The sequence below is a fragment of the Zoogloea sp. GW822-FHT05C07 genome (assembly GCF_058800215.1).
In genome coordinates this window covers 1,020,674-1,039,413 of record NZ_CM179510.1, presented here as the reverse complement: position 1 = coordinate 1,039,413, position 18,740 = coordinate 1,020,674, and the positions used below count along the sequence as shown (strand labels likewise).

The following is an 18,740-nucleotide window of genomic DNA, read 5'->3' as shown; positions in this document are numbered from 1 at the left end:
GTTGCGAGTTGGTTCGGGGTGCGCATTGTTAGGCATTCGGCGGGACGATGTTTGGGTAAAACGGTCGCCGGTGGCGGGGCCACAGCCCCTGCTGCCGTTGCAGACCTTGCTTCCGGTGAAACCCTTGAAACATCGAACTTCCGCCAAATCCCTCTTCCGGCCCGCCACGGATCGGACGCCGCCGCTGCCGGCGACCGATTCGCCCGGCGAGCCGGCGCTGGACCTGGACGCGCTGATGGCCCTGCCCGGGGTGAACGGCGATCGTGCGGCGCCGATGTTGAAGCGCTTGCTACCCTTGTTCGTCGCCGAAACCGAGCGCCACATCCAGGGGCTGCGGGACGGCCTGGCGGCGGGCAACGCGGAAGCCGTGCGCGCGCTGGCCCACAAGATGAAGTCAGGTTGCCATGCGGTGGGGGCGCTGCGCCTGGCCGCGTGCGCGCGGCGCCTGGATGAACGCATCAAGGCCGGAGAGCCGCCGCGGGCGGTGGACGTAGAGGGGATTGCGGATGCCTGGGAGGCCTGCCGCCAGGTTTTGCACAAGGAAGCCCTGATCGGGGAAGATGCGCCGAAATGAAGATGGTCCGGAGGGAAGGCCGGCTGGGACGATGACTGAGAGCGAACGCGCACGCATCCTGGTGGTGGATGACGATCCGGTGACCCGCATGATGGCAACCGAGGTCCTGCGGGATGACGGTTTTGTGGTGACGGAAGCCGAGGATGGGGTGCAGGCACTGGCCCTGTTCGATGAGATCCAGCCCGACCTGGTGCTGCTCGACGTGATGATGCCGGGGCCGAGCGGCTTCGACGTATGCCGGCGTCTGCGCCAGTTGCCGGCGGGGCGCCTGGTGCCGGTGATCATGCTGACGGGCCTCGACGACAGCGAATCGGTCGAGCGGGCCTTCGACGCCGGGGCGACCGATTTCATCTCCAAGCCGATCAACTGGACCCTGTTGCGTTTCCGCCTGCGCTACGTGCTGCGTTCCGCCGAAGTGCTGCAGGCACTGAGCCTCAGCCAGGAGAGCCTGTCGAACGCCCAGCGCATTGCCCGCCTGGGCAGCTGGGAGTGGGCGGTGAGGACCGGACGGGTACGGCGCTCGGCCCAGTTCTACCGGCTGTTCGGCTGCGAAGAGGAGGCCTTCGGCGATGACATGGAGGCTGTTCTCGAACGCGTCTATGGCCCCGACCGCGCCGCCGTGCAGCTCGCCCTGGCTGGTGCCCGGGATGGCGTTGGCTACCAGCTGACCTATCGGGTCGTGTGGCCCGACGGCAGTGTGCGCACGGTGCAGGAAACCGTCGAGCCGGCCCGTCGCGATGACGGGCGCGGTGCCAGCGGGCTGATCATGGAAGGCAGCGTGCAGGACATCACCGAACAGGTCGATGCCCAGCGGCGCATCCGCCAGCTGGCCTACTTCGATCACCTCACCGGCCTGCCCAACCGGGAGTATTTCCGCGAGAACCTGCTTGGCGCCACGGCCCGTGGCCTGCGCTACGACAGCCGTTGCGCGGTGATGGTGGTGGACATCGACCGCTTCGCGCGCATCAACGACAGCCTGGGGCCGGACAGGGGCGACCAGGTGCTGCAACTGATCGCCCATCGCCTGCGTGAAGCCATGGGCGATCGCCTGCCGGCGGAAGGCGCGGGGGGCGGCTATTCGACCCGCTTCCGCGTGGCGCGCCTGGCGGCCGACGAATTCGGTGTGCTGGTGAATGACGTGAGTTCGGTGGCCGATCTGCTCGATACGGCGGAGCGTCTGCTGGAGGTAGTGCGGGCACCGATCCGCGTGCCGGGGCAGGAGATCACCCTGTCGGCACGCATCGGCCTGGCCGTGATGCCGGATCATGCGACCGACGCCGATGCCTTGCTGAAGGCGGCCGAAACGGCGCTCAACCACGCCAAGCGTGGGCGGGGCGATCCGCTGGCGCTGTTCTCCGAGGACATGAAGGTGGCGGCTTTCCTGCGCTTCACGCTGGAGAGCGACCTGCGCCGGGCGATTGGCGACGATGAAATGCACATGTGTTACCAGCCGATCGTCGACATCCGGCGGCGAGTGGTCGTCAAGGCCGAGGCGCTGCTGCGCTGGCCCCACGCCAGCCGGGGGGCGGTGCCGCCGCCGGAATTCATCTCGCTGGCCGAGGAAACCGGGCTGATCGTGCCGCTGACCCGCCGCGTGCTCGAGAAGGTGTGCGCCGACCTACTGCGCCTGGAGCACCGGCTGGCGCCGGATTTCCGCATCAGCATCAACCTGTCCGGCGTCAATTTCATGGACGCCCAGCTGATCCCCACCGTTCGCGAAGTGCTGGCGAGCACCGGCGTGGCGGCGTCGCGGCTGGAGTTCGAGCTGACTGAGACCGTGCTGATGCGTGACCTCGACCATGCCACGGCCATCCTCGCCCAGTTGCGCGACATGGGGGTGCGTGTCGCGGTGGATGATTTCGGCACCGGCTACTCGTCGCTGGCCTACCTGCGCCGCCTGGCGGTGGATGCGCTGAAGATCGACCGTTCCTTCGTCAATGAGCTGGATGACGGGCAGGGCGTGGCGATCGTCGAGGCAGTGATCGGCCTGGCCCACAGCCTGGGGCTGGAGGTGGTAGCCGAGGGGGTCGAAACGGTCGCTCAGTTGGAGGCGCTGATCCAGCGGGGTTGCCACCTGATTCAGGGCTATCTGTTCGCGATGCCGATGGGCTGCGAAGCGCTGGTCGACATGCTCGGCAGCGCCTTCTTCATTCCGGAGGACGTGCTGCCGCTGTTGCCGCCACCGGCGGCGGGCTGAGGCGCTGCGGCCTACTTGCGCTCCGGGCGGATGGCGATCGTCAGCCGGATGCCTTCGGATGCCTCGAGTTCGCGCAGTTGGCGGATCAGGTTTTCGTCGAGGACGAAATCTGCCGCCAGCAGCATCACGCCGTCGCGGGTCACCAGGTCGCGGGCCAGCACCATGCCGGGCTTGAGGGATGACGGGGGATGTTCATTGCCGATCGCGGCTGCGGTGTCGGTCGCGCCCAGCTCGGCGATCAGCGCGTCCACCACCTGAGGGCAGTAGCGCTTGCCGCGGTTCTGCTGGATGAAGGTGACGGCCTCCTCGGCCTTGAGCTTGCGTGGCGACATGGCCCCGATCTGCAGGCTGTCGAAGTCGTTGGCCACCGCCAGTACCCGCGCGCCATAGGGAATCGCCAGGCCGGACAGACGGTCGGGGTAGCCCTGGCCGTCCCAGCGTTCGTGGTGGCCGCGGATGAACGTGCCGGCGCGGCGCAGGTTTTCCAGGCCCATCAGCGCGGCCTGGCCAGCCATCGGATGTTTGCGCAGCACGCCCAGTTCGTCGCCGCTCATGTGCGATATCGGCTTGGCGAGCAGTTCGTCGGGCAGCCCGATCTTGCCGATGTCGTGAAGCAGGCCGGCGATCATCACGTCCTGCGCTTCGGGTGGCGGGAAGCCGAGTCGGTTGGCGAGCTTGCGGCCGAGGTCGGCAACCCGGCGGGAATGCCCCGAGATGAGGCCTTCGCGCAGTTCGATCAGGTTGGAGAACACCCGGATCGAGGTCAGGAAGTTCTGCTTGAGCTTCTCGTGGGCGGCTTTCAGCTCAGCGGTGCGGGCTTCGACCTTTTGTTCGAGGCTGGCGTTGAGGCTCTTCAATTCTTCGTTCTGGGCGTGGGTGAGGGCTTCGAGGCGGGCTTTTTCCCGTTCCAGCGCCTTGCGCTCGAGGGCTTCCCGCACCGTCAGGACCACGTCCTGGTCGTTCCATGGTTTGGCGACGTAACGGGCGATCTGGCCGGCGTTGATGGCGGCGATCGTCGAATCCATATCGGCATAGCCGGTGAGCAGCAGGCGTACCGTGTCGGGGTACAGACGCCGCGCCTCGGCCAGGAAGGTGGCACCGTCCATGCCGGGCATGCGCATGTCGGAGATGATCAGGTCCACATGCTCCTTGGCCAGGGTCTCCAGGCCTTCGGCACCACCGCCCGCCACCAGGACGGTATATCCATGGGGGCGGAACAGCCGACGCAAGGAGGACAGAATGTTGGCCTCGTCATCCACGCAGAGGATCGTGAAGTTGGCGTTGTCGGTTGTCGGGGCGAGGGTCATTGGAGGGTTCCGGCCGGGGCCTTGCGGTGAATGGGAAGGGTGATACGAAAGGTGGTGCCGACGCCGGGCGTGCTGTTTACCGTGATCCGGCCCTGGTGTTTCTGGATGATGCCGTAGGAAAGCGACAAGCCGAGCCCGGTGCCCTTGCCAACCGGCTTGGTGGTGAAGAACGGGTCGAAGATCCGGTCGCACACGTCGGGGGGCATGCCGTTGCCGTCGTCTTCCACCTCGATCCACACCTCATCGCCCGCCGTGCCGGTGCGCACGGTGATGGTGCCGCGGCGGCCGTCGGGCATCGCCTGGGCGGCATTCACGAAGAGGTTCATGAACACCTGGTTGAGCTGCGGCAGCAGGCATGCGACGGGGGGCAGATTGCCGTATTCGCGCAGCACGTCGGCCTTGTACTTGATCTCGTTGCTGGCGATGTTGAGGGTGCTGTCCAGCCCGTGGTGCAGGTCGGCGGCTTGCCATTCCTGGCTCGTGTCGGCGCGGGAGAAGTCGCGCAGGTCCTGCACGATCTTGCTGACCCGCTCGGTGCCTTCCTGGGATTCGTTGATCAGCTGGCCGATGTCTTCGCACAGGAAGTCGAAATCCGCCGCTTTCCTGGCGGCCTGGATGCGCTGGCGCTCGGCGTCCGGCAGTGCCGCCGCGCAGGATTCGTAGACATCGACGACGTCCAGCATCTGCGCCATGTAGTCCTTGAGGCTGCGAAGGTTGGAATTCACGTAGCCGATCGGGTTGTTGATCTCGTGGGCGACGCCGGCAGCGAGTTGGCCGATGGATGCGAGTTTCTCCGACTGGACCAGTTGCTGTTGGGTTTCCTGCAAGCGGCAGTTGAGCTCGGTGAGTTCGGCGTAGCGCTTCAGGAGTTCCGTTTCCGCGGTTTCCCGCCGCGCGATGTCCTGTTCCAGGGAAGCCTTGGCCTGCTGGAGCTGGGCCGTGCGCTCGGTGACCTTGGCCTCCAGGTCGGCCTGCATGGCACGCAGCTCCATCTCGGCGGTCTTGCGCTCGGTGATGTCCTGCAGGGTCTCGATCGCGCCGATGACGGCGCCGAGGGCATTGCGCAGGGGGACGGCGGTGAAGTATAGCCAGCGCCCATGCTTGCCCATGCCTGGAAAGAAGTCTTCGGCTTCGTAGGCTCCTTCTATTACCGGCGAGCGGCGCAGCTTCTTGCGGCCGTAGAGGTGCAGCAGGTTGTCGATCTCGCCCGATACGATCAGGTCGGCCATGATCGGCCGTTCGGCTGGATAAAAGGCCGCCCATTGGCGGGTGGTGCCGACCATTTCGGTGGCCGGGATTCCGATGACCTGTTCGCAGGCGCGATTCCAGTGCGTGACCGTGTGGCGGGCGTCGATGACCAGGGTCGGGACCGGGTCACCGTCGATGATCTGCGTGAGCAGCTGCTGGGCCTGTTGCTGGGCGGCCTCGGCCTGCTTGCGGATGGTGACGTCGATGAAGCAGCCGATCACCGTGCGTTCGCCGAGGATCTCCCGGTGGGAAATGGACAATTCGATCCAGCGCAGGTCACCGGCTTGCGTGACGATGGCGGTCTCGCAGCGGGTTGTCGGTACGTTCTCCTGCACAAGATGGGCCTCGGCCCGCTCGCGGACGCGCTGCTGCACGCTGGGCGGAAAGAAGGCCCAGTGGTCGAGCGTCATCAGCTCGCCCGGCGAATAGCCGGTGAGGCGCGACATGGTGCGATTGGCGAACAGGATCTTGCCGCCCCGGTGCAGCGCAATGCCGGCGCTGACGGATTCGGCCAGGGGGAACAGGCTGGCGGGCAGCGGGTAGGCGTCGTGATCAGGCATGGCCTAGCCCAGCATCAGCCGGTAGCTGTCGAAACGGGTTTGTGTCTCGGCGAGGACGGCCAGCAAGGTATCCCAGTCAAGGCCAAGGCCATTCACCGCGTTGTCCTGCAGGCGTGCAACCTGGCTGTCTTCCGCCTCCTCCAGGTCCAGGGCCTGGGCGATGGCGTCGGCGTAATGGACGATGGCCGCCAACCCGTCGGCCTTGCCCCGGTCCGGTTGGTGATGCCAGGCGAGGGCGTCCACGATGTTCTCGGGAAAGTGCCAGTGTTCGGCGAGGCTGGCGCCGACGGCCGCATGATCGAAGCCGAAGTGTTCCAGTTCGATGTCCCGCAGCGTGCGGTCCTGTTCAAGGGCTGCGGCCAGCGTGGCCGCATAGCGGGCGGGATAGAGCACAACCAGCGCAAGGCGCCCGATGTCGTGCAGCAGGCCCGCGATGAAGAGGGCTTCCGACGGGCGGCCGAGGCGTTTGCCGATGGCCTGGGCCGCAGCGGCGGTACCCAGCACGTGGCGCCAGAAGCGATCCTGGCTGAACCCCGTGCACGGGCCGCCGGGCAGGCTGGCCATCACGGCCGCCGCGAGTACCAGGGAGCGGACCGCCGAGAAGCCGAGTACGGTGATGGCGTCGTGGATGGAGGCAACCCGCGATTGCAGACCGTAGAACGGCGAGTTGGCTACCCGCAGCACGCGGGCGGTGATGGCCTGGTCCTGCGCGATGCGGCGGGCCAGATCGGTCAGATCGGCCGATGACGCATCGATTTCAGTGAGGGTGTGCAGCAGTTCAAGGGCGACTGCGGGCATGGCCGGCAGGCTGCGGATACGTCCAGCCACGTCGGCCAGGTTTGGCGTGTCAGTCATTGCTCCTGCTCCTGACGGAAGGCCAGCACCGCTTGCTGCAGGGCCAGGGCTGCCGGGTCGTCGGCACTGTGGCGGAACAGGAACAGGATCCGCTCGCGGATCTTTTCGTGGCGGCGGGCAAGTTCCGCCGGATCGGGTGGTGCGGCGACGGCCAGCATGGAGATGTTGCGGCGGCGCAGGCTGGCGAGGTGTGTCTCGGTCAGGCTCAGTCCGGCCGGCAGCAGCACGGCGCCGTGGGCGTCGGCGACAGCTTCGGCCAGTACTGCGCCAGGCTGGATTTGATCGAGGGGCAGGCGTTGGATCTTGCTCATGGGTCAGGCCGGGTTCCGGCAGGTGAAGCTCAGCAGGGTGCCGCGATGAGGGCCGTTGCCGCCAAGGGGGCGGGCCTCGACGCAGAAGTGTACGCCGTCGAACAGGGCTTCGCAGTGTCCTTCCATGCTACCGGAGAGGGCGGCGAGCGGCGGTGGCAGGACTTCGTCAGCGCTCATGCCCATCAGTGGGGCCCGGTCGGCGAACAGGTGCTCGGCGGCTTGGTTGGCGAAGGCGATCATCCCGTCCGGATCGATGCCCAGCAGTGGCAGCGGCATGACCGCCAGCGCTTCCTGGGCCAGCGTCAACGCGGCTTCGTCCACGCCGAGGCGATGTTGCTGGGCGGCCAGCAGTCCTTCGAGGCGGGCATTGATGCGGGCCAGTTCCTGGTTGGCGTGCTGCAGTTCGGTGGCGAGGCGCTGGTTTTCATCGGACAGGGCCTTGCGCCGGAAGGCCTCTTCGATGTTGGCGCGCAGCATCGCGTCGTCCCACGGTTTGGTGAGGAACTTGTAGATGGCGCCTTCGTTGATCGCGTCGGTGACCGATTGCAGGTCGGTGTAGCCGGACAGCACCAGGCGCACGCTGTCCGGGCACATGTCCTTGGCTTTGCGCAGGAACTCCACGCCGGTCATGCCGGGCATGCGCTGGTCGGAGACGATCACGTCCACCTGATTGGCGGCGAGCACCTCCAGGCCCTGCTTGCCGTCGCTGGCGGTGAGGATCGTGTAGCCGTCGCGGCGCAGCAGGCGGCGCAGGGCGGACAGGATGTTGTCCTCGTCGTCCACCAGCAGCAGCGTGCGCTCGGTGGCCGGCCCCCGCAGCAGCGCTGCATCGAGCCGATGGTCGCTGGTCAGCAGCGCGGAAAAGTCGTCCGCCGGCAAGGGGGGGGCGATCAGCGAGCCCTGCAGCGTGTCGGCGCCGGCCGCCGTCATCACGGTGCTGGCCTGGGGGCTGGCAATGTCCGTCGCGCATACCTGGCGCCCCATCCGGTGGGCGCGGGTCAGCAGGGCCCGTACGATGGCGACTCCTTCCGGAGCGGCCGCCACGTTCTGGACGAGGCCGGCCGGCACTTCGATGCTGTCGATCGGCAACTGGGCCGTCCACGCCACCCGCGTGCTGGCCGGGCTGGTGGCGCAGATGGCGAAGCGGATGCCCAGTCGGTGCAGTTGCACCAGCGCGGCCAGCATCTCGTCAGGTACTTCGTCGCGGGTCGTGATGATGCTGATTTCCAGGCTGCGGGGGGCCAGCCTTGTTTCGAGCAGGATGGCGCCGAGGGCGTGGACGAAGCCCGGTTCGCACAAGGGCTCGAGGCGGGCGCCGAGCGCCAGGCACAGCGGCCGGCCGGTACTGCCCTGCCAGGCCGCAAGCTGCTGGCAGGCGCCGCGCAGCGTGTCGAGTTCGCTATCGCTGCCGGAAACCAGGAGCTGCACCTCGGGATGGGGTGAGCCTGCCGCCAGGACCTGCATGCCCACCAGATCGCCGGAGCGGGAATCGAAGCGCGCCTGGTAGAGGAGGGGGGAGGTCGCCGCGGGGCGGCTGTCGGGGGTGTGCATCGTGTCTCCATGTGCTGCGGGGTTCCGGTGTTCCTGTGCCACCAAGGTGGCTGCCGCGGCTCCGGTCCGGAAGGCATCCCGGCGAACATGATAGCTATCGGCTGCGGGATTGCTGTTCTTGAGTGCGCGGCCGGCCGGCAAGGGTTGCTGAAGTGAGCTCATCGGGCCGATTTGCAGCCTCGTCGGGCGGGGGGCGCGTCGCCGGGGTAAAATCCGCAGCCTTGTTCGATCACGCCCAACGCTTTCCGAGGCTGGCTTTCGTCGCCATTGGTGTCGGTGTGGCCTTCGGCACCTGGCTGCGCGGGTGTTTCGGTCTGCACTTCAACGTGTTGGTGCATATGCTCCTGGGGACGCTGTCGATGCCCGCACTGGGTATGGGATTGGGTCATAGTCTGCGCAGCTGAGCGCACCGCCTCGCCGCCCGCTGTCTGTCCTGGTTGTCACGGCAGGTCGGGGCACCTTCAACCGTTTTTTGTCGTATTCCCGCATGGCATCACCGCAACATCGGTCCGAACGTAACGATCCCCGCATGGATCCTTATTCCCTGCTCGAAGAATGCCTGTCCGCCGACCGGCCCGGTCTGCGCCGTGACCTGCGCCGTCTGCCCAAGCGCCCGCGCAGCCTCGACGAGCTGCCGGAGGCGCTGCGCTTGCGCATCGCCGACTCGGCGGCCAAACGCATCGCCCGTGCCAACGCGCTGCCCAAACCGGACTTCCCGCCCGATCTGCCGGTCAACCAGCGCAAGGACGAGATCGCCGCGGCGATCCGCGAGCACCAGGTGGTCATCGTGTGCGGCGAGACCGGCTCCGGCAAGACCACCCAGCTGCCCAAGATCTGCCTGGAACTTGGCCGTGGTGTCGCGGGCCTGATCGGCCACACCCAGCCGCGGCGGATCGCCGCCCGCGCCACCGCCAGCCGCATCGCCCAGGAACTGAAGAGCGAGCTGGGCAGTACCGTCGGCTACAAGATCCGCTTCACCGACCGCATCGGCCCGCAGAGCTACATCAAGCTGATGACGGACGGCATCCTGCTCGCCGAAACCCAGGGCGACCCGCTGCTCTCGGCCTATGACACTTTGATCATAGACGAGGCCCACGAACGCAGCCTGAATATCGACTTCCTGCTTGGCTACCTGCGCCAGCTGCTGGCAAAGCGGCCGGACCTGAAGCTGATCGTCACCTCCGCCACGCTGGACGCGGAGCGCTTCGCCCGCCATTTCGGCTCCGACGACAAGCCAGCGCCGGTCATCGAAGTGTCCGGCCGCCTGTTCCCCATCGAGATGCGCTACCGGCCGGTAGAGCGAGACGAGCCCAAGCCGGCCCGGCCCGGCGAGCCGCCACCGCGCCAGGACAACCGCGGCCCGGACCGCGACCTTTACGACGCGCTGGTGGACGCCGTCGACGAAGCCCACCGCAGCGGCCCCGGCGACGTGCTGGTTTTCCTGCCCGGCGAGCGGGAGATCCGCGAGGCTGCCGAAGCGCTGCGCAAGGCCCATCACGCCGCCGGCACCGAGATCCTGCCGCTGTTCGCGCGCCAGTCTGCGCAGGAGCAGGCACGGGTGTTTGCGCCGTCGAAGGGGCGTCGCGTCGTACTGGCCACCAATGTGGCGGAAACCTCGCTGACCGTTCCGGGCATCCGTTACGTGGTGGATACCGGCCTGGCGCGGGTCAAGCGCTACAGTCACCGCAACAAGGTTGAGCAGTTGCAGATCGAGAAGGTCGCCCAGTCCGCAGCCCGCCAGCGGGCCGGCCGTTGCGGCCGGGTGAGTGATGGCATTTGCTTCCGCCTCTACGACGAGGACGACTTCAACAAGCGTCCGGCCCACACCGATCCGGAAATCCTGCGCTCGTCTCTAGCCGGGGTGATCCTGCGCATGAAGTCCCTGAAGCTCGGCGAAGTGGCCGAGTTTCCGTTCATCGACGCGCCGCTGCCGCGCATGGTGGCCGACGGCTACCAGCTGCTGGCCGAGCTGGGCGCGGTGGAGGAGGTCGAGGGCGCGGCGACGATGAACCTCACGCCGATCGGGCGCGAGTTGGCCAAGCTGCCCCTCGACCCGAAGATCGGCCGCATGATCCTGGCCGCCCGCGACCGGGCCAGCCTTTCGGAGGTGCTGGTGATCGCCGCCGCGCTGTCGACGCAGGACGTGCGCGAGCGTCCGCCCGAGCGGCAGGCTGCCGCCGACCAGGCCCACGCCCGCTTCCGCGGTCCCGAGGAGAGCCAGAAGTCCGAGTTCCTGTGGTACTGGAACCTGTGGAAGGCCTGGGACGAAGTCCAGCGCCACGAGAGTTCCAGCAAGCAGAAGGCCTGGTGCAAGCAGAACTTCCTGTCCTGGCTGCGCCTGCGCGAATGGCGCGACGTGTTCACCCAGCTGCACACCCTGTGCACCGAGCACGGCTGGAAGGAGAACAAGGAGTCGGCCAGCTACGAGGCGATCCACAAGGCCTTGCTGACCGGCCTGATGGGCCACCTGGGCTGCAAGATCGAGGACGCCTCGGGCCCCGCCGCCGGCAGCTACCTGGGGGCCCGCGGCATCAAGTTCTGGCCCCATCCGGGCTCCGCCATCGCCAAGAAGGCCGGTAAATGGATCATGTGCGCCGAGCTGGTGGATACCTCGCGCCTGTTCGGCCGCTGCCTCGCGCGCATCGAGCCGGAATGGCTGGAGGAAGTCGGCGGGCACCTGCTCAAGCGCAATATCTCCGAACCCCACTGGTCGAAGGCCAGCGGCGCGGTGCGCGCCTGGGAGCGCGGCACGCTGTACGGGCTGACCGTCTATCCGCGCCGCGGCGTGAGCTACCGGGAGATCGACCCGGCCTTGTGCCGCGAGCTGTTCATCCGCGAAGGCCTGGTGCAGGGCGAGATCGCCGAGGGCCCGGCCCGCGGTATGGCCTTCCTGGCCCACAACCGGCGCCTGGTGGCGGAGATCGAGCGCCTGGAGCACAAGTCCCGCCGCCCCGACGTGCTGGTGGATGAGGAGCTGATCTACGCCTTCTACGACGCCAAGCTGCCGCCGGAAGTGCTCGACATGGCCAGCTTCGAGGCCTGGCGCAAGGCCGCCGAGAAGAAGGCGCCCAAGCTGCTGCAGCTGTCCCGCGACCAGCTGATGCGCCACGACGCCGAAGGCATCACCACCGACCGCTTCCCGTCGAGCCTGGAAGTGCTCGGCCAGAAGCTCAAGCTCGCCTACCTGCACGAGCCGGGCGAGGCTGACGACGGGGTGACGCTGACGGTGCCGCTGGCGATGCTAAACCAGATTCCCGCCAACCGCTGCGAATGGCTGGTGCCGGGCCTGCTGGAGGAGAAGGTGCATGCGCTGCTGCGCACCGTGCCGCAGAAGCACCGCCACCGCCTGCAGCCGATGGCAGACAGCGCGGCGGCCTTCATGGAGCGCTATGACGCCGATGAGTTCGACACCGACGAGTCGCTGGTCAAGATGCTGCAGCGCTTCGTCGAGGAGCGGGTGTCCCTCAAGCTGCCGATGGAGAGCTTCCGTCCGGAGAACCTCAATCCCCACTGCTTCATGAACTTCCGCGTGCAGGACGAGCACGGCCGCATCCTCGGTCAGTCCCGCAACCTGGCCGAACTGCGCGCCAAGTTTCGCGACCAGGTGGCGGCGCGCTTCCAGAGCGCGCGCATCGTCCCAGCGGCGCCGGACGCGCCGGCGCCAAAGAAATCCGCACCGTCCGCCGGCGGCAAGGCCACAGCGGCACCTGCCGCGGCGCCGGCCACCGTTGCCGAAAAGACCTTGTCCGGCTTTACGGGCTGGACCTTTGGCGCGCTGCCGGAACTCCTCGAAGTAAAGGTCGCCGGCCGCGAGATCGTCGGTTTTCCGGCGCTGCACGACGACGGCAACAGCGTGTCCCTGCGTCCCTACGACACCCCGGAGGAGGCCGCCAGGGTCCATCGCGGCGGCCTCGCGCGGCTGTTCGCGCTGGAGCTGTCGGCCCAGGTGAAGGCCATCGAGAAGCTGCCGGGCATCCGCGAGCTGGCCCTGCAGTTCATCAACTACGGCACCGAGGCGGAGCTGAAGGCCCAGCTGGTGACGGCGACGCTGGAGCGCTGCTGCCTGCTCGAACCCCTGCCGACGGACGCCGATGGCTTCGCCAAGCGCTGCCAGGAAGCCAAGCCGCGCATCACGCTGGTGGCCCAGGAGTTGATGCGCCTGACCGGCCAGCTGATCGTCGAACACGCCACGCTGACCAAACGCCTTGCCGGCCTGAAGACCTTCCCGGACGTGGTCGCCGACATCAATGCCCAGGTTGCCAAGCTGATGCCGAAGAACTTCCTGGTGGCCTTGCCCTACGAGCGCATCGCGCAGATTCCGCGCTACCTGAAGGGGGCCACCGTGCGCATCGACAAGCTGCGCACCAATCCCGCCCGTGACGGCCAGCTGATGGCCGACTGGAAGAGCCTGGCCCAGCCCTACGAGCGCGAATGGTTGGCCAAGGCAAAGGCCGGTGTCACCGATCCGCAGCTGGAGGAGTTCCGCTGGCTGCTCGAAGAGCTGCGCGTCGGCCTGTTCGCGCAGGAGTTGAAGACGCCGATGCCGGTGTCGGTGAAGCGTCTGCAGAAGATCTGGGAAAGCCGGCCCCGCTGATCGCGCCCCCCGGCGCGCAGGGCGCCGGGGTTCCAGACTGGCTTACTCGGTGAAACGGAACTCGATCCGGCGGTTCTGGGCACGCCCCTGGGGCGTGTCGTTGCTCCGGATCGGGGAGTCCGGGCCGGCTCCGGTGGTGCTCAGGCTTGCGGCGGGAATCCCTTTTTCCACCAGGTAGCTGCGCACCGCATTGGCTCTGGCAAGGCTGAGCTCGATGTTGGATTGGCGGCTTCCTGCGTTGTCGGTGTGGCCGATGAGACGAATGCTGGGGGTGTTGATGCGTTTCATGACTGCAGCCATCTCGTCGAGAATGGTCTTTCCTGCAGGCATCAGAGTGGAGGATCCGCTTTCGAATTCGATGATCCGGTTGGAGAGCGTCTGGTCGAGCAGATCCTGGCGGGAGTTGGAAACGGCAAGCGTATTGACCACCGAATAGCCGGGGCTCACGGATGCGGCAATGGAAGATGAGATTTGCTCGCGTAGCGCCGCATTGGCGACGTTGCCCTGGAGTGAAATCCGGGTTCCGTTGATCTGCATTTTCCCGTCGTGCACATTCCTGATGTTGCCGGTGAGTATCTTCTCCATGTTCTCAACCCAGTTGGGGCTGGGAAGTACGCCACCGACTTCAATCCGGTCCACAACCCGGTCTTCGCCGTAGAGGGCGATCAATCTTCCAATGATGGCCCGGCGCGCCGCCGCGTCAGGGACGTTGCCGGAGGCGACGACCTTGGCTCCGCTGTCATCGGCTGGCTTGGAGGGACGGGTGGAGGCGTCGGCCGTCTGCTGGGCGGTGGCATGCAGGCAAGACAGGGACAGGAGGCCGGCGGCAATGCGTGGAAGGATGTTCATGTTCATGCCGTCAGGAAGGCTTCCCGGAAGGTGACGAGAATGTGCTCCAGGCTCATGTCCGGCTGGGCGAGGTAACTGGTGAGCTTGGTCAATCCCTTGTCGCTGTGACGAAGGAGATGCTCGTCGACCCAGGGCGGGTCGATCAGGCATAGCCCGTGTTCGTCGGCGTGCGGCCCCATGAAAGCCGTGCACAGCGGTGCGGCGGTTGCTCCACTGAGTCCGACGCGCATGTGCGGCCGCGTTCCGTCCTGCTCGAATATGAGCTGCAATTCCATTGATGGGGCCCGGACAAAGGCGGTGATCAGGTACAGCCATAGTCCGGCCACCTGCCAGTACGCCTCATGGTTCCGGATGGGAAGCGGAAGCTCCAGCGCCTTGTCGATGGGGGAATTCCTGCCGCTGAGAAGCTGCTGCATGACGAGACCGACCGCGAGGACCGTTCTGGCCACGGCTTCTGTGCCGCTTCCTCCACCAAGGATGGTGGACAGCCCGGCCAGTGTCGTCCCGCGCAGGAAGTTGCCGAGCGGGTCGCAGGCCATCGCGTTGTCGACATCAAGGGCGCAATCCAGGTGGTCCAGCTTTTCCTGGAGGACGTCCAGGCTCATGCCCGTCAGCGCGGCATCCGCCAGGCCGGATAGCGTGTCACAGGTTTTTCCCGCTGCGGCCGGTGCGCATCGAAACAGGTTGGCATCATTGTTGTCGATCGTTGATGTCGTCAGGAACGGGAAGCGTCGGCCGGAGCTGTCCCGGCTTGTGCGCATGCTGCCGATCAGGGCGAGCTTGTTGGCGGGGCTGACGAAGGCGAAATCCAGCGCGCCGGTATTGTCGTAGGTGGCTTTCCAGTCCGTTTCGTAGGACAGGCGCTCCATGGCTCGCGACAGCCAGTCATCCAGCAGGCGGATGAGTTTCTGCTGTCCCTTGCCGCGTACGAAGTCGGCATGGTGCTGGGTCTTGCCGAAATAGGTCGCACGGGGATCCATCAGCGGGCCTCCACGGCTTGCACCTGTGGCTGCGGGGGCGCAAGCAGGACTACTTTGTCGGGTAGGGATAGGCCGCCCAGTCCGCGCTGCCCCTGGCTTTCGGCTGACGATCCTTGCGCTTGCGTGTTGCTCACAACTTTCAGATCGAGGCTTATTTCGGTGCCTTCGTTCTTCCAGCTCAAGCGGAAGCTCCCGTCCGCCTGCTTGCTGCGCTGGGCCGCGTTGATCATCTTTTCGAGGCCGAACCGGCCGGGGTGATTCACGATATCGACGGTCTTGCCGTCGTTGGTGATGGCGGTGATTCTTGCGCCGGGCGTACCCGAGGTGCTGGGCCACACGAAATTGGCCCATTGGGGCGCACTGTTACGGTAGCTGAGCTTCTGGCCGTCGATTTCCAGCGTGTAGGACGTCGTGCCGGGGGACGGCTGTGGCCTCAGCATGAAGACCGCCTGCGTCGGGATGTTCCCGCCCTGCCCGGAGTCACTTGCCGCACCGCCTTCCAGGGGCGAGACCCAGCGGGAAAAGCCGGCCGTGAATTCGGGCTGCAGGCTCAGCCCCAGATCTCCCCATGTGCGGGAGGTGATGGTGTTGCCGCGACGAATGACCAGGGCGCCCATGGTGGATTCCACATACTTCGAGATCGCGCCTTCCGGGCCGAACATCTGGGCAATCTCGGTAGGCGAGGCCTCGATCCCCGCCTTTGGGGAAAAGGGATATTTGATCGCCAGCCGGCTCGCGAAAGGGGCATGCACCTGAGCTGACCAAGTCTTGTTCAGATCCTCCGCGGCGGGTTTGATGATTGCCGCGTAGGTCTCCAGCAAGGGGCGGAGCAGGAGGGGACGAAGGGTGGCGCGCTGGCTGTCGGGGATTCCGGTCAGCATCTGCTCATCCACGAACTTGAGCGTGTCAGCTAACTCCGAGTTGTTGCCGTCCAGGGTTTCCCGCATGACCTTGAGCGCGCCAGGGCCGGGGTCGCCCTGGTTCTTCAACTGGTTCAAGCGGGAGCGGATCTTTGACAGGAGCTTGAGGTAGGTCTCGAGCAAAGGCTCACCGCCCTCCCGCGGGGCGGCAAGGTGGTCGATACCCGAGAATTCCCGGCCTACCGGCCCGAGGACCGGCTCCGCGGTCTTGGCGAGTGAGCTGCCATCCAGCGTGACCTGGGCCGGTGCCATCTGCAGCACGGATTGCTTGAACCATTCCATGAGCCCGCCCTGGGCTTTCTGCAGCGCGACGTGGGTCAGTTTCGGATTGTCCCAGGCCGTCTGTTCAAAAATGGTCCTGAGCAGTTTTCCGACGGGGGATGCCTGGGTGTCGCCGAGGCGTCCCATGGCGGTCACGGCATCCGGGAAGGTGGGGAAGGGGGTGATGCTGACCCCCAGGATGAATTGTTTCCATTCCTCGGCGAAATCGCGTTTGTACATCGCGGTCAGGGTCTTCTGGATCTGCTCGGGACTGCCTTCCAGCGTCAGATCGTCCTTGTTGGAAGTCTGCAGGACCCAGTCGACGCTCTTCTGGACACTGGTTGCCGCATCCTTGATTGCCGGCTGAACGTATTCCTTCCAGGCCTCGGCGGTCATGGCGCCCGAGACCACGCGGCTGCCACTCATCAGCGGGGCATTGTCAGTGCCGACGATGCTGGCTACGGTCATCGGTGCGAAGCGTGTCGAGGCCCTCGCGCGTATTTCTCCATATACGCGTTCGGCCGCCGGCATTCCACGGACGACCCGTCGCAGCTTCTCGCGTACCCCATCCACCAGCGCGACGTTGTTGCTGATCGTCGGCCAGTCGGCGGAGCCGGCGTGTTCCAGATGGAAGGACACGATGCGTCCTGCCAGGGCAATCATCCTGTCCCGCTCCATGGCGCCGCGGTTGGCTTCGAGCCAGCCGCGCCAGAAGCGGGTAATCTGGTCTGAAAGGTGCCCGACGTCGATATGTTCGTGGCTGGACAGCATGAGGTAGGTCTTCAGGGCGTTATAGCCATCCTCCACATCGGCGGCATTGGCGTTCTTGTATTGCGTGAGTGCGCGGGCGGGGGCTTCATTGGCCTGGGCCGGGGAGGCGGGCGTGTCGCTGCGCTGATTGACCTCACCAAGGAAGCCTTCCAGCGCGTTCTTGACGGGATGGAGCATCACGGCACTGACGCCCGCGAAGTACTCCCGGCGCAGTTTGTCGGCCATCTGCTGGCCGTGGTACAGGCCCAGCCCCAGGGACATCGGATGGGTTTCGTTGAAGTGCTCCAGTTGGAACAGTCGGTCCTGCAGAATTTCCAGTGCTTCGAGCCGGGACTGGAGGTCGGCGCGGCCCTCCTGGACCTTGATGGCCTTGGCAAGGTCCTGCTCGACGTTCCGGAGCAGGCTGAGGTTGTTCATGTGCGACCAGCTCCATCCGGCCAGTGCGAAACCGAGGGCTGCGAGTCCTCCGACGATGACGGCCTGACGCCACAGGTAGCGGGAACGGGTCGTGTGCTGTCGGACCAGGTTGCGGTCCGCAAAAATGACGTCCGAGAAGAGCTTCTTGAGAAAGTAGCCCTGGACCGAGTTTGCTGTATCCGGCGGGGGCGGAAGACCTGAAAGTCCGAATTCCTGGGCAATGCGTTCGCTGGAAAGTGCCGGCGCATGCGTGGTCTGGATGGCCGAGGTGAGGTAGAAGCCACGAAAGACCGGTTTGAACTGGAATGGGTTTTCCTCGAACAGGGTCGCAATGAATGAACGCAGGGCCGGCTTGACGGCTGCGAATTCGGCCGGGAAGGTCAGCAGCTCCGGTGAGGTGTCCCCGCTATTGTTGTGGGAGAGGTGGGCAATGCTCGCCGCACGCAGTCCGAGATAGAGCTCATCGAAATATTTCTCGAAGAGCGCGACTGCATCGAGTTTGCTCGCGTGTTCGTAGGGAATCGTCGCCCCCCATGCGCGCTCTCTTTCGGTCCAGTCCATGTCGGCAAAGAAATGGTGGAAGCCGCGCAGCAAGTCCGCCTTGGTGAAGAGGACATAGACGGGCGCGAAAACCTCCAGTTGCTCGGTGAGTTCCTGAACCCGCTGGCGGAGATCCTTGGCCAGGTTGAGTGCAAATTCGGGTTCATTGTGGATGAGCTCACCGATGCTGACGGCAACGAGGATCCCGTTGATGGGCGCGCGTGAGCGGTGCTTTTTCAGAAGGTGTAGAAAGCTCAGCCATTCAGGCTGATCTTCCTCGTTGACGGCGTATCGGCCGGCCGTGTCCAGCAGGATGCCTTCCGATGTGAAGAACCAGTCGCAGTTCCGCGTCCCGCCGATACCCTTGATGACAGCGTTGCCGCCATCGTCGAAGGGAAAGTGCAATCCCGAATTGACGATGGCGGTGCTCTTGCCGGCAGCCGGATTGCCGATGGTGATGTACCACGGCAGTTCGTACAGTGCTTCAGGGCCCGACAGCTGGCCAAGCTTGGAGGTCTTGATCTTCCTGACCGCGTCCTGCATGCGGCGTTTCAGGTCGTCCACCTGGTCGGGGTCTGCGTCCTCCCGGGGGCGTGGGGCATCGTGCTGGGCTTCCAGCATCTCGCCGATGGCCTGTCCTTCCCGCCGCGCCTTCAGACGCCGGGCCAGCCACACGCCACCTCCGACAAGCGCCAGCACAGCGCAGGTGACGAGTGCCCATGTCATGGGCAGATCGAGCAGCCGTGCGCCGAGGAGAAGCATGAGGGCCAGTGCAGCCATTCCGAGAAGGGCGAGAGTCCTGGGG

12 protein-coding genes are annotated in these 18,740 nt (G+C 65.9%); 4 read left to right on the top strand and 8 right to left on the bottom strand.

Annotated features, from left to right (window positions below; genetic code table 11):
* The first annotated feature begins 124 nt into the window (after positions 1–124).
* Positions 125–574: an Hpt domain-containing protein gene (locus tag AC3QL2_RS04910; protein WP_493232165.1), complete on the top strand. Its 450-nt coding sequence runs from the start codon at positions 125–127 to the stop codon at positions 572–574.
* 31 nt (positions 575–605) lie between these two features.
* Positions 606–2,771 carry a putative bifunctional diguanylate cyclase/phosphodiesterase gene (locus tag AC3QL2_RS04905; protein WP_493232167.1) on the top strand — a complete coding sequence of 722 codons (2,166 nt, stop codon included), beginning with the start codon at positions 606–608 and terminating at the stop codon, positions 2,769–2,771.
* Positions 2,772–2,782: 11 nt separating this feature from the next.
* Here AC3QL2_RS04905 and nosR read toward each other — a convergent pair whose 3' ends face one another.
* The 5 genes from nosR to AC3QL2_RS04880 are packed head-to-tail and all read right to left on the bottom strand — an operon-like array spanning position 2,783 to position 8,603.
* Positions 2,783–4,078 (bottom strand): response regulator c-di-GMP phosphodiesterase, NosR family, encoded by a 1,296-nt coding sequence (gene nosR / locus AC3QL2_RS04900; RefSeq protein ID WP_493232168.1) that lies wholly within the window; start codon positions 4,076–4,078, stop codon positions 2,783–2,785.
* Positions 4,075–5,886: an ATP-binding protein gene (locus tag AC3QL2_RS04895; protein WP_493232170.1), complete on the bottom strand. Its 1,812-nt coding sequence runs from the start codon at positions 5,884–5,886 to the stop codon at positions 4,075–4,077. Before AC3QL2_RS04895 ends, nosR begins: the two co-directional genes overlap by 4 nt.
* A gap of 3 nt (positions 5,887–5,889) precedes the next feature.
* On the bottom strand, positions 5,890–6,741 hold the full coding sequence (locus AC3QL2_RS04890) for an HDOD domain-containing protein (protein ID WP_493232172.1): 852 nt from the start codon (positions 6,739–6,741) through the stop codon (positions 5,890–5,892).
* Positions 6,738–7,052, bottom strand: a complete 315-nt coding sequence (locus AC3QL2_RS04885; protein ID WP_493232173.1) for a hypothetical protein — start codon at positions 7,050–7,052, stop codon at positions 6,738–6,740. Before AC3QL2_RS04885 ends, AC3QL2_RS04890 begins: the two co-directional genes overlap by 4 nt.
* 3 nt (positions 7,053–7,055) lie before the next feature.
* Entirely contained in the window at positions 7,056–8,603 is a 1,548-nt protein-coding gene (locus AC3QL2_RS04880) for a response regulator (RefSeq protein WP_493232174.1), read from the bottom strand.
* A 221-nt stretch (positions 8,604–8,824) separates the two neighbouring features.
* Here AC3QL2_RS04880 and AC3QL2_RS04875 point away from each other — a divergent pair, with 221 nt between their 5' ends.
* On the top strand, positions 8,825–9,007 hold the full coding sequence (locus tag AC3QL2_RS04875; RefSeq protein ID WP_493232176.1) for a hypothetical protein: 183 nt from the start codon (positions 8,825–8,827) through the stop codon (positions 9,005–9,007).
* A 125-nt stretch (positions 9,008–9,132) separates the two neighbouring features.
* Complete coding sequence (gene hrpA, locus AC3QL2_RS04870; protein WP_493232178.1) at positions 9,133–13,197, top strand: ATP-dependent RNA helicase HrpA; 4,065 nt, start codon at positions 9,133–9,135, stop codon at positions 13,195–13,197.
* A 42-nt stretch (positions 13,198–13,239) separates the two neighbouring features.
* Here the strand turns inward: hrpA and AC3QL2_RS04865 are convergent, their stop codons facing one another.
* Genes AC3QL2_RS04865 through tssM form a run of 3 tightly spaced genes read right to left on the bottom strand, consistent with a single transcriptional unit; the run spans position 13,240 to position 18,715 of the window.
* Complete coding sequence (locus tag AC3QL2_RS04865; protein ID WP_493232180.1) at positions 13,240–14,052, bottom strand: OmpA family protein; 813 nt, start codon at positions 14,050–14,052, stop codon at positions 13,240–13,242.
* Positions 14,049–15,026, bottom strand: coding sequence for a type VI secretion system-associated protein TagF (gene tagF / locus AC3QL2_RS04860; protein WP_493232181.1), 978 nt, complete (start codon positions 15,024–15,026; stop codon positions 14,049–14,051). Before tagF ends, AC3QL2_RS04865 begins: the two co-directional genes overlap by 4 nt.
* Positions 15,026–18,715 carry a type VI secretion system membrane subunit TssM gene (gene tssM / locus AC3QL2_RS04855; RefSeq protein ID WP_493232183.1) on the bottom strand — a complete coding sequence of 1,230 codons (3,690 nt, stop codon included), beginning with the start codon at positions 18,713–18,715 and terminating at the stop codon, positions 15,026–15,028. The genes tagF and tssM overlap by 1 nt, the downstream gene beginning before the upstream one ends.
* Positions 18,716–18,740 lie beyond the last annotated feature (25 nt).

What these genes read in the sequence shown, in the direction of transcription:
- nosR (WP_493232168.1), bottom strand. Translation starts at nt 4,078, where the DNA reads ATGACCCTCGCCCCGACAACCGACAACGCCAACTTCACGATCCTCTGC.
- tssM (WP_493232183.1), bottom strand. Translation starts at nt 18,715, where the DNA reads ATGGCTGCACTGGCCCTCATGCTTCTCCTCGGCGCACGGCTGCTCGAT.
- AC3QL2_RS04905 (WP_493232167.1), top strand. Translation starts at nt 606, where the DNA reads ATGACTGAGAGCGAACGCGCACGCATCCTGGTGGTGGATGACGATCCG.
- AC3QL2_RS04880 (WP_493232174.1), bottom strand. Translation starts at nt 8,603, where the DNA reads ATGCACACCCCCGACAGCCGCCCCGCGGCGACCTCCCCCCTCCTCTAC.
- AC3QL2_RS04890 (WP_493232172.1), bottom strand. Translation starts at nt 6,741, where the DNA reads ATGACTGACACGCCAAACCTGGCCGACGTGGCTGGACGTATCCGCAGC.
- AC3QL2_RS04885 (WP_493232173.1), bottom strand. Translation starts at nt 7,052, where the DNA reads ATGAGCAAGATCCAACGCCTGCCCCTCGATCAAATCCAGCCTGGCGCA.
- AC3QL2_RS04895 (WP_493232170.1), bottom strand. Translation starts at nt 5,886, where the DNA reads ATGCCTGATCACGACGCCTACCCGCTGCCCGCCAGCCTGTTCCCCCTG.
- tagF (WP_493232181.1), bottom strand. Translation starts at nt 15,026, where the DNA reads ATGGATCCCCGTGCGACCTATTTCGGCAAGACCCAGCACCATGCCGAC.
- AC3QL2_RS04865 (WP_493232180.1), bottom strand. Translation starts at nt 14,052, where the DNA reads ATGAACATGAACATCCTTCCACGCATTGCCGCCGGCCTCCTGTCCCTG.
- hrpA (WP_493232178.1), top strand. Translation starts at nt 9,133, where the DNA reads ATGGATCCTTATTCCCTGCTCGAAGAATGCCTGTCCGCCGACCGGCCC.